Source organism: Bradyrhizobium sp. BR2003, assembly GCF_009720285.1.
Lineage (GTDB): Bacteria > Pseudomonadota > Alphaproteobacteria > Rhizobiales > Xanthobacteraceae > Bradyrhizobium > Bradyrhizobium elkanii.
In genome coordinates, this window is the sequence record NZ_SMYJ01000014.1 from 15,932 (window position 1) to 30,711 (window position 14,780).

The 14,780-nt window shown below is 65.5% G+C and carries 18 protein-coding genes; 8 read left to right on the forward strand and 10 right to left on the reverse strand.

Features of this window, described 5'->3' with window-relative positions; genetic code table 11:
* Positions 1-121: 121 nt before the first annotated feature.
* The gene (locus tag E2I15_RS08480) at positions 122-565 is read left to right on the forward strand and encodes a DMT family transporter (RefSeq protein WP_137482723.1); all 444 of its coding nucleotides are present in this window, start codon (positions 122-124) and stop codon (positions 563-565) included.
* Positions 566-575: 10 nt separating this feature from the next.
* Here the strand turns inward: E2I15_RS08480 and E2I15_RS08485 are convergent, their stop codons facing one another.
* Positions 576-1,280: a GrlR family regulatory protein gene (locus E2I15_RS08485; protein WP_137482724.1), complete on the reverse strand. Its 705-nt coding sequence runs from the start codon at positions 1,278-1,280 to the stop codon at positions 576-578.
* 285 nt (positions 1,281-1,565) lie between these two features.
* Between E2I15_RS08485 and E2I15_RS08490 the strand changes: the two genes are divergently transcribed.
* The 4 genes from E2I15_RS08490 (at position 1,566) to E2I15_RS08505 (ending at position 6,712) form a co-directional block, all read left to right on the forward strand.
* Positions 1,566-2,657 carry a hypothetical protein gene (locus E2I15_RS08490; RefSeq protein WP_137482725.1) on the forward strand — a complete coding sequence of 364 codons (1,092 nt, stop codon included), beginning with the start codon at positions 1,566-1,568 and terminating at the stop codon, positions 2,655-2,657.
* Between the two features lie 130 nt (positions 2,658-2,787).
* A complete protein-coding gene (locus E2I15_RS08495; protein WP_137482792.1) occupies positions 2,788-5,562 on the forward strand; it encodes a xanthine dehydrogenase family protein molybdopterin-binding subunit in 2,775 nt (924 codons plus the stop codon).
* Positions 5,559-6,083, forward strand: coding sequence for a (2Fe-2S)-binding protein (locus E2I15_RS08500; RefSeq protein ID WP_137482726.1), 525 nt, complete (start codon positions 5,559-5,561; stop codon positions 6,081-6,083). Before E2I15_RS08495 ends, E2I15_RS08500 begins: the two co-directional genes overlap by 4 nt.
* A gap of 11 nt (positions 6,084-6,094) precedes the next feature.
* Positions 6,095-6,712: an Isoquinoline 1-oxidoreductase subunit gene (locus tag E2I15_RS08505; RefSeq protein ID WP_137482727.1), complete on the forward strand. Its 618-nt coding sequence runs from the start codon at positions 6,095-6,097 to the stop codon at positions 6,710-6,712.
* Between the two features lie 104 nt (positions 6,713-6,816).
* Here E2I15_RS08505 and E2I15_RS08510 read toward each other — a convergent pair whose 3' ends face one another.
* The 5 genes from E2I15_RS08510 to E2I15_RS08530 form a co-directional block, all read right to left on the reverse strand.
* A complete protein-coding gene (locus tag E2I15_RS08510) occupies positions 6,817-6,966 on the reverse strand; it encodes a hypothetical protein (RefSeq protein ID WP_137482728.1) in 150 nt (49 codons plus the stop codon).
* 63 nt (positions 6,967-7,029) lie between these two features.
* A complete protein-coding gene (locus E2I15_RS08515; protein ID WP_137482729.1) occupies positions 7,030-7,848 on the reverse strand; it encodes a tetratricopeptide repeat protein in 819 nt (272 codons plus the stop codon).
* A 32-nt stretch (positions 7,849-7,880) separates the two neighbouring features.
* The gene (locus E2I15_RS08520; protein WP_137482730.1) at positions 7,881-8,567 is read right to left on the reverse strand and encodes a substrate-binding domain-containing protein; all 687 of its coding nucleotides are present in this window, start codon (positions 8,565-8,567) and stop codon (positions 7,881-7,883) included.
* Positions 8,568-8,571: 4 nt separating this feature from the next.
* Positions 8,572-9,276: a hypothetical protein gene (locus tag E2I15_RS08525; protein ID WP_137482731.1), complete on the reverse strand. Its 705-nt coding sequence runs from the start codon at positions 9,274-9,276 to the stop codon at positions 8,572-8,574.
* Between the two features lie 182 nt (positions 9,277-9,458).
* Entirely contained in the window at positions 9,459-10,493 is a 1,035-nt protein-coding gene (locus tag E2I15_RS08530) for a glutamine synthetase beta-grasp domain-containing protein (protein WP_137482732.1), read from the reverse strand.
* Positions 10,494-11,032: 539 nt separating this feature from the next.
* Between E2I15_RS08530 and E2I15_RS08535 the strand changes: the two genes are divergently transcribed.
* Entirely contained in the window at positions 11,033-11,245 is a 213-nt protein-coding gene (locus E2I15_RS08535; protein ID WP_137482733.1) for a DUF2735 domain-containing protein, read from the forward strand.
* Positions 11,246-11,335: 90 nt separating this feature from the next.
* Here the strand turns inward: E2I15_RS08535 and E2I15_RS08540 are convergent, their stop codons facing one another.
* On the reverse strand, positions 11,336-11,647 hold the full coding sequence (locus tag E2I15_RS08540) for an MliC family protein (RefSeq protein WP_137482734.1): 312 nt from the start codon (positions 11,645-11,647) through the stop codon (positions 11,336-11,338).
* Positions 11,648-11,732: 85 nt separating this feature from the next.
* On the opposite strand from E2I15_RS08540, the gene E2I15_RS08545 reads away from it, so the two are divergent.
* The gene (locus E2I15_RS08545) at positions 11,733-12,476 is read left to right on the forward strand and encodes a tyrosine-protein phosphatase (protein WP_016843029.1); all 744 of its coding nucleotides are present in this window, start codon (positions 11,733-11,735) and stop codon (positions 12,474-12,476) included.
* Positions 12,477-12,491: 15 nt separating this feature from the next.
* On the opposite strand, the gene E2I15_RS08550 is transcribed toward E2I15_RS08545, so the two are convergent.
* Both E2I15_RS08550 and E2I15_RS08555 read right to left on the reverse strand, forming a co-directional pair.
* Positions 12,492-12,698 (reverse strand): hypothetical protein, encoded by a 207-nt coding sequence (locus E2I15_RS08550; RefSeq protein ID WP_035634033.1) that lies wholly within the window; start codon positions 12,696-12,698, stop codon positions 12,492-12,494.
* A gap of 119 nt (positions 12,699-12,817) precedes the next feature.
* Positions 12,818-13,507 (reverse strand): SGNH/GDSL hydrolase family protein, encoded by a 690-nt coding sequence (locus tag E2I15_RS08555; RefSeq protein WP_137482735.1) that lies wholly within the window; start codon positions 13,505-13,507, stop codon positions 12,818-12,820.
* A 125-nt stretch (positions 13,508-13,632) separates the two neighbouring features.
* Between E2I15_RS08555 and fabG the strand changes: the two genes are divergently transcribed.
* The gene (fabG, locus tag E2I15_RS08560) at positions 13,633-14,313 is read left to right on the forward strand and encodes a 3-oxoacyl-ACP reductase FabG (protein ID WP_137482736.1); all 681 of its coding nucleotides are present in this window, start codon (positions 13,633-13,635) and stop codon (positions 14,311-14,313) included.
* On the opposite strand, the gene E2I15_RS08565 is transcribed toward fabG, so the two are convergent.
* Positions 14,297-14,653, reverse strand: a complete 357-nt coding sequence (locus E2I15_RS08565; protein WP_246729375.1) for a GrlR family regulatory protein — start codon at positions 14,651-14,653, stop codon at positions 14,297-14,299. The genes fabG and E2I15_RS08565 overlap by 17 nt on opposite strands.
* Between the last annotated feature and the right edge of the window lie 127 nt (positions 14,654-14,780).

Below are 14,780 nucleotides of genomic sequence, written 5' to 3' on the forward strand. Positions count from 1 at the left end.
TTCGATCTGGGACACGGGTGGAAGCCCATTCCGCGGGTTCGTGCCGCGTTTCGTGCATGCCACGATCATTGCCAATCGAATATGACATGAAGCGGTTCGATGATCGGTTTTGGGGCATCACATGCAAATCTGGTTTCTCTATCTGCTCGCGCTTGGCGCCGGCATCTGCGTTGCCGTTCAGCAGGTCCTGAACGGCAATCTCAGGTCCGCCCTCAACTCGCCGGCCTGGGCCGGGCTCGTCAGCTATCTCGGCGGGCTCGTGACAATGGCGGTCGTGCTGGTCGCGACGCGCGAGCCGGTGCCGTCCTGGAAGCTGGTGACGGCTGTGCCGTGGTGGGCCTGGAGCGGCGGCGTCCTCGGCGGCATCTTTATCCTGCTGATGATCCTGCTGCTGCCGCCGCTCGGCGCCGCGACCCTGCTGGCATTGGTGGTTGCGGGTCAAATGCTCGCGGGCATCGCGATGGACCATTTTGGCCTGTTCGGGTTGGCGCAGCACCCTGTGTCGGTTTCACGGCTGGCCGGCATCGCGCTGATCATCGGCGGCGTGCTTCTGATCAAGGATTGACGGGCTCTAGTTACGCCCGGCGCATCAGCCGCAGTTCGGCGGACAGGCGAAGGCTGCGCTTGCCGGCCAGCGCGATGCCTTCGAGCTCGGCACCGTCCGCATGGCACGAACCGGCGAAGCCGATGCCGACTTCATAACCGCCGAACACCGGGTACTCTCCCTTCGCCGGCGTATGCTCCTGGTTGACGATCTCGCCTCGCCAGCGGCCATCCGCGGACGAATACGAGCCGAGATAGTAGAAGAACGCATCGCCGCCGAGGATGCGGCCATCCATCAGCAACATGACCCCGGTGAGCCCGGCGTCGACACCGTCGAGCGCGCGGAGATGGATAGAGTACAGTCCGTTGACGATGCCGCCGGGCCCGACCGCCCCGCGCGGCGGCAAGGCCTCGTCGTCGAGCGGCGCCAAATTCGCCCAGAACACGCCGTCCGGCATGGCGTCGGCCTTGCCCTCGAGCAGGATGGTGGAACCCTCGCGCCTGCCGCGCACCTTGATGACGGTGACGTCGGCGCCCATCAGCGGCTTGAAGTTCGGATCGTCATTGTGGCGTTCGGTGACCACCTCGGCGGCGATCTCGCCTTCCGTCACCTGATAGGTGCCGAGATGGGCAAAGGCCGAATTGCCGCCCAGCATCTTGCCGTCATGCATGCACATGATGCTGCGGCCGAATGCGCCGTTGATGCCGTACTCGACCTTGTAAAGTCCGTTGAGCACGCAAAAATCCAAAAATTAAAATTGATTCTGTTCGCCACATAGCACCGGGCCGAACGCCGCACCATTGCGTCTTTTGGCGCAGGCAAGCCCGCAATGTCCGGGTGTGGACAGCAGCCGATTCGTCGCTTAGCTGTAGGCACCGTCCGTGTCGTGCTGCGTCACGCGGGATCTGGTCTGCCGGTTCTCTACTCTCCCAGTTCATTGTGTCCAAGCATTTGCGCATTCCGCCAATGGTCGCGCGGCCGCACCCGGCCTCGACACAGGCGAGGCTTCGAGGAGCATCACATGATCAATCGCTTTGGCCTGGCCGCCGCGCTGACGCTGCTGCTCGGCAGCGGCGGCACAGCCCTGGCCCAGTCGCTGCCCGACTATATGGGGCCGATCTCCGGTAAGACCTCGTCAACGCCGGCCGACGTCGCGACCAAGGACGTGCTCGCGCTCAACACCGGCATGTTCGAGCTCTACGGCGATGCGGCGCGGATCTTCCAGAAGAACATCCTCGACAAGCACCCGGTGATCCTCGGCCTGTTCTCCGGCGCCGGCGGCCGCCTGATCCTGTACCGGCCGGGCAAGCCGCCGACCGAGGCGCCGCAGGTGCCGATCGTCTATCAGCTGCTCAAGTCGGTCGGCCACAGCACGATGGCGCTGGCCGAGGTGGTCGGCCCCTATGTCAATAATCCCGACGACAAGGCATGGCGCGGGTCCATGCAGGCCTATCGCAGCCGGATGCAGTCGGCGCTCGACGGGCTCGATGCCACGCCTATGCAGGCGGACTGGCGCGACAACAACCGCGCCATCCTCAAGAACAACATCGCCTTCATGGATGAATGCCTCACCGCCGGCGCCATCCCCTTCGCGACGCTCGAGGCGTTCGGCAAGAAGCAGGCGCCGCTGCTCGCCAAGAACGTCGCCTGGGCTGCGCAGACCCAGGTCGCGCACTGGATGACGGTCATGGCCGACTGGAAGTCGCAACTCGGCGCCGACTGGGACAAGACCTACGGCGCGAGCAACACGATCTATGTGGCGCGGCAGAACAACGTGATCTTCAGCGTGCTGGCGCAGTTCTTCGGGCCCGACGCCATCAACAGCCGCCTGATGCTGATCGAGACGATCTCCTTCACCACGACGCCGTCGGACATGCTGGAGTCGCTGACCCGGATCATCGCGGACCGCTCGGTCGGCGCGCTGTTCTTCGGCAGCTACCATCTGATGGACTATGAGCTGATGGGGGGCGATGCGCGCGAAGCGATCATCGCCGAGACCAGGAAGCGCGGCATGACGGCCTTCCTGCCGCCGCTGGTGCCGTTCGGTTCCAAGCAGTGGCCGACGCTGATCACGCCGGGTCCGGGACCGGCCACCATCGCCGACCTGAAGTGAGGCCCCCCTTACGACCTTATGCGGCGTTGCGGTTGCGCTCGCTTTGCCGCAATACGTCCGCGTGTATTGCACCAATTGTTAAACCCCGGCGCGATATGCCATCGTCGAGGTGTCGATGAAAGATCAGACCATGCGGCCTTCGCGACGCGAATTCGTGAAGTGGTTGTCGGCAGGCGGCATCTCGGTCAGCCTGTCGCATCTGGCGCTGGCGAACGAACCGGCTTTCGCGAGCCGCGAGACGCTGCCCGGGCGCGGCCATTTCAATCCGGCAGAAAAGGGCGCCGGCCGTGTCGACGGCGTGGCCAAGGTCACCGGCGCAAAGCTCTACGCGTCCGACTTTCGCGCCGCCGACATGCCGGGCTGGCCCGCGACCACCGCGCACGCCATCCTGGTGCGCGCCGACGACGCGACGCACGTCTATGCCGGCATGGACCTTGCCCGTCTAGATGGTCCGGCAAAGCCGTCGGTCGTCGTCACCGCTGCCGATCTCGACCGGATCGGAACGCGGGTCCCGGAATTCTACACCGGCGACCTGTTCTGCCCGGTCGGCAAGACGCCGCTCTATCTCGGGCAGCCGGTCGCGCTGTTGATCTTCGAGCAGTTCGACGCTTTCGACCGCGCGCGCCTCGCGCTGCGCGACGGCGGCTTCGTCAAATTCGGCGACGAGACCGGGCCGGTCGTCCTGCCGAACTACGGCGCGTATCGCTTCACGCGCATGGCGGGCGCCACGCCTGACACCCCCGACGTCTATTCGCCGATCCAGGCCGGCTGGGTTTCGCCGAGCCGCATCCAGAACGCGGCGCTGCCGGTCTGGCTGCCGCTCGCCAAGGAGACCAAGGCCGACTACGCCAAGGCCGCGACCTATGGCGAGGCGATCCGCGCGCAGCTCGCCAAGGACGATCCGACACAGCTCGTGCTCGACCGCGAGTTCGAGACCCAGTCGGTCGATCCGATGTTCCTGGAGCCGGAGAGCGGGCTCGCCTGGTACAGCGACAACAGCGGCAATCTCGAACTGGTGCTCGGCGTGCAGTCGCCCTATGAGGCGACCGAGTCGATCGCCTTCATGCTCGGCAAGGCCCGCGCGCCGTTCCGGCCCTCGCACATCAACGCGCAATTCGCCCATGTCGGCGGCGGCTTCGGCGGCCGCGACCATACCCCGTTCGTGCTTTACGTGGCGCTGGCGGCGATGTTCTTCCCGGGCCGGCCGGTGCGGCTGGCGCAGGATCGCTACCAGCAATTCCAGGGCGGCATCAAACGCCACCCGATCAAGATGCGCTCGCGGATCGGTATCGATCGTGCGAGCGGCAAGATCACCGCATTCGCCGCCGACCATGTGCTCGACGGCGGCGGGCTCGCCAACTTCTCGGCCAATGTTGCGGTCGTTGCCGCGACTGCCGCGATCGGCATCTACGACATCCCGAAGGTCGACGTCACCACCGTGGCGCTGCATTCGCGCGGCGTCACCGCTGGCTCGATGCGCGGCTACGGCACGCTGCAGACCATGACCGCGCTGGAAGTGCTGATCGACGAGGCGGCAAGCGAGCTCAAGATCGATCCGATCGCGTTCCGCCGCAACAATGCGTTGAAGCAGAACGGCCGGACCATGACCGGCAATCCCTACATCGTGTCGGTGCGCACGCCTGACATCCTCGACAAGCTCGAGAAGCATCCGATCTGGCGGCAGCGCGCTGACTTCAAGCAGAAGGCGCCGGAGGGCCGCCTGGTCGGCACGGGCGTCGCCTGCGTCACCAAGGATTACGGCTCGGGCGCGGATTGCTCGCTCGGCCGGGTCGAGATCAATGCCGAGGGATGGATCGCGATCCATTGCGACCACGTCGAAATGGGCAATGGCGTCGGCACCGCGCTCGCCAACCGGGTCGCGAGCCATCTCGGCGCCGTCGCCGATGAGGTCGCGGTCTCCCGGGTCGACAGCTATGACGCACTCGGCCTCGTCACCTCGGGCGATCCCTACACGATGGATCAGAAGACCCAGGATCTCGCCGAGAGGAACCCGCGCTGGGTGCCCGCGATCAGCTCGGCGACCAGTGCCTCGATCGGCGCCCATGTCGGCACGCACTCGTCGGCCGAGGCGGCGCGCATCATCTTCCGCTTCGGCCTGTGGCCGGCGGCGCTCGAGCTCTGGCACATCGCCAAGACCGATCCCCGCGCCCGCCAGTGGGACAGGGCGCACTGGAAGGATGGCCAGTTGGTGCTCGACGATCTCGCACCGCTGCCCTTGTCAAAGCTTGCCGCGACCGCGCATGCGCGCGGCTTCGTCACCGGCGCCATCGCGCACAGCTTCTCGCGCTGGGCCTGGTCGCGCGCCCGCTTCCCGCTGTTCGGCGAACAGTACCGCGCCGAGATCGACGCGCTCGCCATTCGTCGCGGCCGGAGCCAGTTCGAGCGGATCAACCGAACAAGCGTGAAATTCCCGCCGACCGACAACAACCGGATCGGAACCGCCTACACCTCGATGTGCGGCACGCTGGTCCGCGTCGAGATCGAGCGCGCGACCGGCAGCTTGCGCATCGCCAAGGCCTACAGCGTGTTCGAATGCGGCCGGGCGCTGGTGCCTGAAGTGGTGCTCGGCCAGTCGCATGGCGGCTTCGCGATGGGCGTCGGCTACGCCCTGCTGGAAACCCTGCCGCCGTTCGAGGGCGGGCCCGGCAACGGGCAGTGGAATCTCGGCCAGTACCTGATCGCACGCGGCTCCGACCTGCCGCTGCACGATCTCGAGATCGAGATGCTGCCGCCACTGACGCCGGACGAGCCGCCGAAGGGCATGGCCGAGGTGGTGATGATCCCGATCGTGCCGGCGCTGCTCAACGCCATCAACGATGCCACCGGCCACCGCTTCCGCTCACTGCCGGTGACAACAAGCCTGCTCAAGGGAGCGCTGGCGTGACGACGCTCAACCTCACCATCAACGGCCACAAGCACGGTCCGATCGAGGTCCGCGACGACCTCTCGATGAACGATTTCCTTCGGGAAATGCTCGGCATGACCGGCACCAAGTTCGGCTGCGGCGCCGCGCAATGCCTGAGCTGTGCCGTTATCGTCGATAATCCCGACGGCACGAGCTACACCACCCCGACCTGCGTGGTGCCGGCCGCGAATTTCGACGGCAAGGCGATCCGCACCGTCGAGGGCCACGCCAGGGACGGCGAACTCTCGGCGTTGCAGCGCGCCTTCATCGACCACTTCGCGTTCCAGTGCGGCTACTGCACCGCCGGCTTCCTCAACGAGGGCCAGGTGCTGCTCGAACGGCTGGCGAAGACGCCGGTGGCGCGGGACCAGCTCGAGAGCGTCATTGCGGATGCGCTCGACGGCCATCTGTGCCGCTGCACCGGCTACATCAAGTATCATCAGGCGGTGCGCGACGTGATTCTCGCCGATTCCAAACGCTATCTGACCGCCAGCAAGTGAGCGCGCGAGCAATGCCAACGGAAGCGCGGTTTCGGATCGTTGCAGTGCTGACGGCGCTCGCGACCAGCCTGTGTGCCGGCTACGCGGCGTCGGAGAGCGCGAGCCAAGCCCTCGCCTCGCCGGAAAGCTTTGCCGGCATCGAGAATGTCGAGCAGCGCTCGGCGGCGATCTTCACCGAGCTCGGCAAGGTCCTGACGCATCCGCGCTGCACCAATTGCCATCCCGCCGGCGACAGCCCGCGGCAGGGCGATATCAGCCGCATGCATCAGCCACCGGTGACGCGCGGTGCCGACGGCCACGGCAAGGACGCCATGCGCTGCTCGATCTGTCACCAGCACGCCAATTTCGATCCCGGTCGGGTGCCGGGCCACCCTGAATGGCACCTTGCGCCGCGCGAGATGGCATGGGCCGGCAAGACCGTCGGCGAGATTTGCGCGCAGATCCGCGACCCCGCGCGCAATGGCGGCCGCAAGGTCGAGGAGCTGATCGAGCATATCGGCAAGGACACGCTGGTGGGCTGGGCCTGGCATCCCGGCTTCGGCCGCGCACCGGCACCGGGCACGCAAGCGCAGGCCGGCGCACTGGTCGAGGCCTGGGTGAAAACCGGCGCGGCCTGCCCCGCGCCTTAGTCGCCCAACGAGACCATAGCGTTTTCGAGCGAAGTGGACGCCGGTTCGGCTGAAGAAAACGCGTCAAACAAGAGGCTAGAGCCTCGGTTCTGAGAGCCGAAGCTCTAGTGGCGCTTGAAATACTGCACGGCGCGCTCGTGCTTCTGCGCCGCCGCGCGCGACTTGAAGGTGCCGAGATTGCGGCGCTTGCCGGTCTTCGGATTGACCTTGCGGGAATAGAGGCGGTACTCGCCGGAACGCAGTTTGCGGATCATGACATCGCCTCGCCAATGCCTTTCGCATGTCAACGACATGCCGCGGCGAGCGTTCCAGTTTGATTAGAAGCAGAGATTGGTCACGGGATTGCCGCGCTTGTCCTTGATGACATAGGGGCAGCGAGCCCGCTCCAGCGCCTTCTTGGCATCCTCGTCGCCGAGCGCGGCCGCCCGCTCGTAATAGGCCTTTGCGGCATCGCTATCCTTCGGCCCGCCGCGGCCGGCTTGCGCGAAGGCGCCCATCCGCTCCAGCGCGCCGGGATGATTCTGCGCGGCGGCCTTCTCGAACAGCGCCCGTGCGCCGGCATCGTCCTGCGCGCCGCCCTTGCCGTCGGCCAGCATCATGCCGAGCTGGTACTGCGCTTCGGCATTGGTCTCGGCGGACTTGGCGAGCAATTCGCGCGCGCGTGCTGGATCAGCCGCCGCGCCGCCGCCGAGCGCGGCGAGATTGCTGACACCGCGCGCGTTGCCGGCCTGCGCCGCGCGCTCGAACAATTTGCGCGCCTGCGCCTCGTCCCTGGCGAGGCCGGTGCCGTTGCCGTAGAGCACGCCGAGCTCGACCATCGCCGATGTCGAGCCCTTGTCGGCCGCCTTGCGCCAGGCGCTTGCAGCTTCCGCGGTCTGCCGGTTGGCAGCATACGCCCGGCCGAGCTCGTACATCGCCCGGCGCGAGGATCTTGCGGCCACCGCGCAGTACTTGATCGCGGTCGCGATGTCGGCCGACGCGATGTCGGGCACGCCCTTCACGTCGGCCGGCTTGTCGGGATCGGTAGGATCGGCGGCAAGCCGGTCGCACAGCACGAGGTCGGCCGATTGCGCGTGGGCAAGCACGGGCGCGGCCAGCGCCGCAGCAAAGACAATCGCGTGAAGTGGTTTGAACATGACCGGCAGAGTGCGTCGCCGTGCGGGCGAATTCAAGGCTCGAGCCCGGTCTGGCGCAGCACCGGCGCGACTTCAGCCGACGACAGATAGCGCAGCAGATGATCGGCGGCCGCTGCGCGCTGCGAGGCTGCCACGCGGCCGGCGGAGAACACCGTTGGGGTCTGCAAATCCAGCGGAATCGGCCCGACGACCTCGATGCCCTCGATCTGCTTCAACTCGCTGATCTGCTGGATCGCCAGATCGGCGTCGCCGCTGACGAGCTTCTCCGCGGTGAAGCCGCTCGGAATGATCACCGCCCGCGCGTTTATCGCCTCCACGATACCGAGACGCGCGATCAACTGCGCGAACAGGATGCCGCTGGCGCCGATCCGCGAATAGGCCACGGCCCGCGCACCGAGCAGCGCCGCACGCAGCGCGGCTTCCGTCGCGATGTCGGGATGCGCGGCCCCCGCCTTCACCGCGACGCCGACATAGGAGCGCGCAAGATCCACTGCGCTCTCCCGCGCAACGCAACCCTCGCCGATCATCTCGTCGAGGCCCTCGCGGGTCAGGATCACGAGGTCGGCGCCGTCGCCGCCGCGCAGGCGTTCGAGCAGTGCCAGCGTCGGGGCGAAATCGGCGTCGATCGCAACACCGCTCGCCGCCTGATAGGCGGCGGCAAGCCGCGCGACCGCGCCCTTCAGCGCCAGCGTCGAGAGCACGCGAACCGAATTGCCCATATGCCTATGCCCGGCGCATCAGCTTGAGCGCGGCCGTGAGCCGCAGGCTGCGCTTGCCGGCAAGCGCGGTCGCCTCCAGCACGGCGCCCTCGGCGTCGCAGGTGCCGGCAAAGCCGATACCGACCTCGTGGCCGCCAAAGATCGGGTTCTCGCCCATCGCCGACGTGTGCTCCTGATTGAGGATCTGGCCCTTCCAGCGGCCTTTCTCGGAGGTGTAGGTGCCGAGATAGTAGAAGAAGGCGTCGCCGCCGAGGATGCGGCCGTTGTTCAGCAGCATCACGCCGGTGAGGCCGCCGTCGACCCCGTCGAGCACGCGGATGTGGATTGAATAGAGCCCGTTGATGACACCGCCCTCGCCGACCCCGCCGGCGATCGGGATGTCCTCCCCGGTGATCGGCGTCATCACCGACTGGAACGGCACGCCGGGCAACTCCTTCAGTTCGCCCTTGAAGCGATAGAGCTCGCCGTCCGGCCGGCCTCTGGCAATCAGCGTGGCGTCATCGGTGCCGGCCATCGCGCGGTAGTTCGGATCGGGGTTGTGGCGGACGGTCTGAATCTCGACTACGACCTCGTCGCCGGCTTTCCGGTAGGTGCCGATATGGGCGAATGCCGAATTGCCGCCGAGCATCTTGCCGTCGCCGACATACATCACGCTGCGGCCGACGGCGCCGCCGAGTTCGAACCGGACCTTGTAAAATCCCTCAAACAAGCGCCGTGTCCCCGGCAGCCAAGATGTACCCGTTGTCTAGCGCGGTTCATAACGCAGCGAAACCGGTTTCGGCCGGAGGCGGCCTGCAAAGGGTATCGCTAAATAGCGAAGGTCCGCCAAGGCTGTCGCCGTGGCGGACCCGATTTGCGGTCCGGATGACTCCATCCGGGTCCGATAGCAGCTTAGGCCGCGGCCTTCGCTCCGGTCGGAACCTCGGAGATCGTCTTCAGGATCTGCGAAGCGATCTGGTAGGGGTCGCCTTGCGAGTTCGGGCGGCGGTCTTCCAGATAGCCCTTGTAGCCGTTGTTGACGAAGGAGTGCGGCACGCGGATCGAAGCACCACGGTCAGCCACGCCGTAGCTGAACTTGTTCCAGGGCGCGGTCTCGTGCTTGCCGGTCAGGCGCTTGTCGTTGTCCGGGCCGTAGACGGCGATGTGATCCATCAGGTTCTTGTCGAACGCCTTCATCAGGCTCTCGAAGTACTCCTTGCCACCGACTTCGCGCATGTACTTGGTCGAGAAGTTGGCGTGCATGCCCGAGCCGTTCCAGTCGGTGTCGCCGAGCGGCTTGCAGTGGAATTCGATGTCGATGCCGTAGCTCTCGGTGAGACGCAGCATCAGATAGCGAGCCATCCACATCTGGTCAGCGGCGGTCTTGGAGCCCTTGCCGAAGATCTGGAATTCCCACTGGCCCTTCGCCACTTCGGCATTGATGCCTTCGTGGTTGATGCCGGCGGCGAGGCAGAGGTTGAGATGCTCTTCCACGATCTTGCGGGCGACGCTGCCGACGTTCTTGTAGCCGACGCCGGTGTAGTACGGGCCCTGCGGCGCCGGATAACCGGACTCCGGGAAGCCGAGCGGGCGGCCGTCCTGGTAGAAGAAGTATTCCTGCTCGAAGCCGAACCAGGCGCCGTCGTCGTCCAGGATGGTGGCGCGCTTATTGGACGGATGCGGGGTCTTGCCGTCGGGCATCATGACTTCGCACATCACCAGCACGCCGTTCTCGCGCGCGGCATCGGGATAGCAGGCGACCGGCTTCAGCACGCAGTCAGAGCTGTGGCCTTCAGCCTGCTGGGTGGACGAACCGTCAAAGCCCCACAGCGGAAGCTGTTCGAGGGTCGGGAACGACGCGAATTCCTTGATCTGCGTCTTACCGCGCAGGCTCGGCGTCGGCGTATATCCGTCGAGCCAGATATACTCCAGCTTGTACTTGGTCATTGAACCTCTCTGTTGATGATGCAAAACCGTGAGGAACCGAAAGCCAGTCGGCCGCCGCACGCGTACCCGGCCACCATCGGCCGGCTCTTACTAAGCAATTAAAATGCCAGTCGCTGCACTGCGGCGCCCGCCCGGTCGCGGATGTCCACAGCGGACATCGCATTTTTTTCTGCGACATAGCAGCGCGGCTGGCATGCGCCGCGATCAGTCAAAATCTTCTCTGAGCGCCCTCCGCCGCCCGTTTCTGCAGCAAATTCGGCTACGGTATCGCCTGCCGCTTAATGCGGCGGCAGCACTATGTGACAGTTCGTGTCCAACGGTTGGGCGCCCTGCAACCACCGCCACGGCTCAAGCGTTGGTCAGCTGCATCCTGCCTCACAGGAAGCAAACCCGAACTTGCCTATGAATTGGTCAAAGTATGACTATTTCTTGGTCACTTGCACCCCGCCAAGCCCGGGCCGATATCGAAAGCACGGTAACCACACGCGAATGAGTCGGGCGCACCATGGAGGCTCGCTCCGGCCAAAGGAGACTTTGACATGATCACCACGGGCCAACACCAAGCACCGATCCAGGGATCGGCAACGATCTATCAATTCCCGGCAGGGGGCCGCGCGGCTCTCGGCGGACGCCGCTACGGCGAGACGCGGACCGCGCTCGCACTCGCCGCTGAAGTCGAGACCTCGGCCTGCAGCGAGAGCTGGTACCATCAGGCGGCGATCGACGACGCCAAGCCGGGCCGCGATCACTGATGTCGACGCGACAGAGAGGCGTGGCGCGAAAACCTCAGACGGCAGCAGAACAATAACAAGGGTCGGAACGCGAGCGTTTCGGCCCTTTTTTCATGCCAGCTCGCAGGCCGTCGCCGGCCGCCTCGCATGCCGGAGCTTGGCAAGCCCGGTCCGGCTGATCTCAAGCGTGATCCCGCCACCCCTGTAGCGTGTGCCCGTCAGCGACAGGCGCTTCTTCAGCGTCACCGCCTTGCCGTCGAGTTGCAGATGCGCGCGCGCATCCCCGCTGAAGAACCCTGCAATGAACTGCGTGCCGTCAGCACAGCGATAGCTCCGGAAGGCGGACTGCGCCGGTGCCGCCGAGCAACCAAGAATCTCGAAAAGAATTGCGCCGATGACAATGGCGCCCGCGCGATAAGTCATATTCTCCCCCTGACGGGCCGGTTATAGACCTGTCTGCGCCGCTATTCCTGCGCCAAGACCTCATCAGCTGCAACAGGCCCGCCCGATGTCCGAAGCCCCTGCCCGTCACCTCAATCTCGCCGGCGCCAGCAATTTTCGCGACCTCGGCGGCTACCAGACGCGCGACGGGCGGACGGTGCGCTGGCGCCAGATCTTCCGCTCTAACCATCTTGCGCATCTCACCGAGCAGGACGTCGCCGTGGTGCGCTCGCTCGGGGTCAAAAGCGCGTTCGATTTCCGCGGCGTCGCCGAGCGCGCCGAGGCGCTGTGCGGCATGAGCGACGTCACCGTGCATTCGCTCCCGGTCGAGCCGACCGTGGTGGCTTCGCTGCGCGCGATCGCCAGCAGCCGTCAGCTCTCGGAAGCCGATGCGATCGATGTGATGCGGGATTCCTACCGGGGTTATGTGCAGGACAACACCGCGCGCTATCGCACGCTGTTTGCCCATTTATTGGAAGACCGCGCGCCGCTCGTAATCCACTGCACCGCCGGCAAGGACCGCACCGGCTTTGCCTGCGCGCTGATCCTGCACGCGCTCGGCGTGTCCGAGCAGGTGATCGCGGACGACTATCTCCTGACCAACCAGTTCTACAAGCGCGACCCCGCCCACAGCACCGAGCTGCCCGATGATGTCAAGCAGGTGCTCGGCACGGTGCGCGCGGCGTTTCTCGAGGCTGCATTCGAGGCGATCGATGCCGATTACGGCAGCCTCGACGGTTATTTCCGTGAAGGCCTCGGGCTCGGCCAGGCCGAGCGCAAGGCGCTTGAAGGCCGCTATCTGCAGGCCTGATCAAATTTACTTCGCTCAGGCCGCCGCGGCCTCGAGTTCGAGTTCCGCGTCGAGGTCGGCAATCACATCCTCGAACGCCGAGATCGCCTGCTGGATCGCCGCGATCTGCATCAATTCCCAGCTGCCCACTGGTCCCTTGCGGTTTTGCAGTGCCACCACGAGATCGCGCCGCTGCTCCTTAAGCTGAACGAGCGGTAAACCGTGATCCGGAAGATTTCCCATTCGCATAACCCCTACCTTGGCTGGAGTTCCGCTTCTAAGGAAAGGGTTCTGAAAACGACTTACGGAAGTGCTGCAAATTTTATCCAACCGGCCCTACCCCGTAGTCTTACGTAGTCGCGTCACGTGATCGCCTCCGGCTTCAATGCGTCGTCGATCGCGCCGAACAGCGACTGGGTCACGCAATTGGTCGCCCACTCGCTGGTGTGAAGCTGTCCGCCATCGTCAAGCTCGCCAAGCGGAATCCCGTCATCGGTCCAGCGCTTCATCAGCGCGAAGCGGCTGAACAGATTCACCTTCTTGCTTGAAGTCACGTCGGCGATCATCGGCATGATCACATTGGCGAGATTGAGCGCAGCTTCCGTCCCGACGATCGCCTGGGTGTACTGGGAATCCATCACGACGACGTCAAGCGGAAGCGCTGCGAGCACGTCGAGCCCGGCCTCCAGCGCGGCGCGCACCTCGGCGGGATTGTAGCTCTTGTAGACGGCGTTGGTGCCGACCTGCCAGATCACCAGCACCGGCGCCTCAACGGTCACGTCGGACTCGATGCGGGAATACTCCTCCGGCGCCTCCTGGCCGCCGATCCCCCGGTTGATCACGTCGATCATCCGGCCGAAGGAGCGTTGCCGCAGCAGCATCTCGAGCCGCGGCGGGAACGGCAGGATGTTGTCGGCGCCCGCGGTCGACGACGATCCGAGCGCCACCAGCTTGACCTTGCGCTGATGCCGCAGCGCATCCGCGAAGTGCGGCAGCTTATGTCCGAACCTGACGAGATCGAGATGGGTTTCGCACGGTCTGGGTGTCGGCATAGCAAACATCCTTGAGGCGAATGAATTGATGAATGCGCGCAGTAGGCGGCGAAATTGGCGGCATTGCAAATGAATTCCGCCTGATCATAGTGGGCAGTCGTTTGCTCGCGAATGCGGAGACCGCCATGCACGGAAAAGCCATCGTCATTACCGGCGCCCTCGGCGCGCTTGGCAAGGTGGTCGCCGCAGAGGCGCTGGCGCGCGGCGCGCGCGTCGCCGGCATCGATCATGCCGCATCCACGCTTGCGGCGACGGCCGACCATATCGAGCTGGGCGGTGTCGACCTCACCGACACCGCGCAGGCGACCGCCGCGATCGACAACGCGGCCGCGCATTTCGGCCGGCTCGACGGACTGATCAACATCGCCGGCGGCTTTACCTTCGAGGCGGTCGGCGACGGCGATCCGGCGACCTGGCAGCGCATGTATGCGATGAACGTGATGACGGCGCTCAACACCTCGCGCGCCGCCATCCCGCATCTCACCAAGTCGGGCGCCGGGCGGATCATCAATATCGGCGCGCTCGGCGCCTTGCAGGCCGCCTCCGGCATGGGTCCCTACGCAGCCTCGAAGGCCGGCGTACACCGCCTCACCGAGTCGCTCGCCGCGGAACTCAAGGGCAAGGTCACCGTCAACGCGGTGCTGCCCTCGATCATCGACACCGCAGCCAATCGCGCCGCGATGCCGAAAGCCGACATCTCCAAATGGGTGACGCCGAAGGAGCTCGCCGAGGTGATCCTGTTCCTCGCCAGCGATGCCGCGAGCGCCGTCACCGGCGCGCTGCTGCCGGTCAACGGGCGGGTTTAGTCCGCAACCAGTAGCCGCAGCTTCGACCGGAAACGGATGCTCTGCTTGCCGGCGAGCGCCATGCCGTCACCTTCGGCGGTCTGATCGGTATAGGTGCCGGTAAATCCGATGGTGACCACCTTGCGTTCCCACACCGGCGCGCGCCATAGGTCGGCGAATGCTCCTCATTGGTGACCTCGCCCTTCCACTTGCCGTCGGCTGCGGTGTAGCTGCCGTAGGCAAAGAAAAACGAGTCGCCGCCGCGCATCTGTCCGTCGCGCAGCACCATGACGCCCTGATTGCCGCCAGAGACGCCGTCGAGGAATTCGACGGTGATGTGATAGAGCCCGTTCCGGATCATGAGCTGCGCCTGGTCCCGGTTCCGACAATAGCCGCTCGGCCGTGTCTTGGGCAAATTCCATCCGCCTCGGCGGGCGCAATTCCGCGCTATGCTGGCGCACCGAGTCGCGGCCGGATGCCGCAGGAGC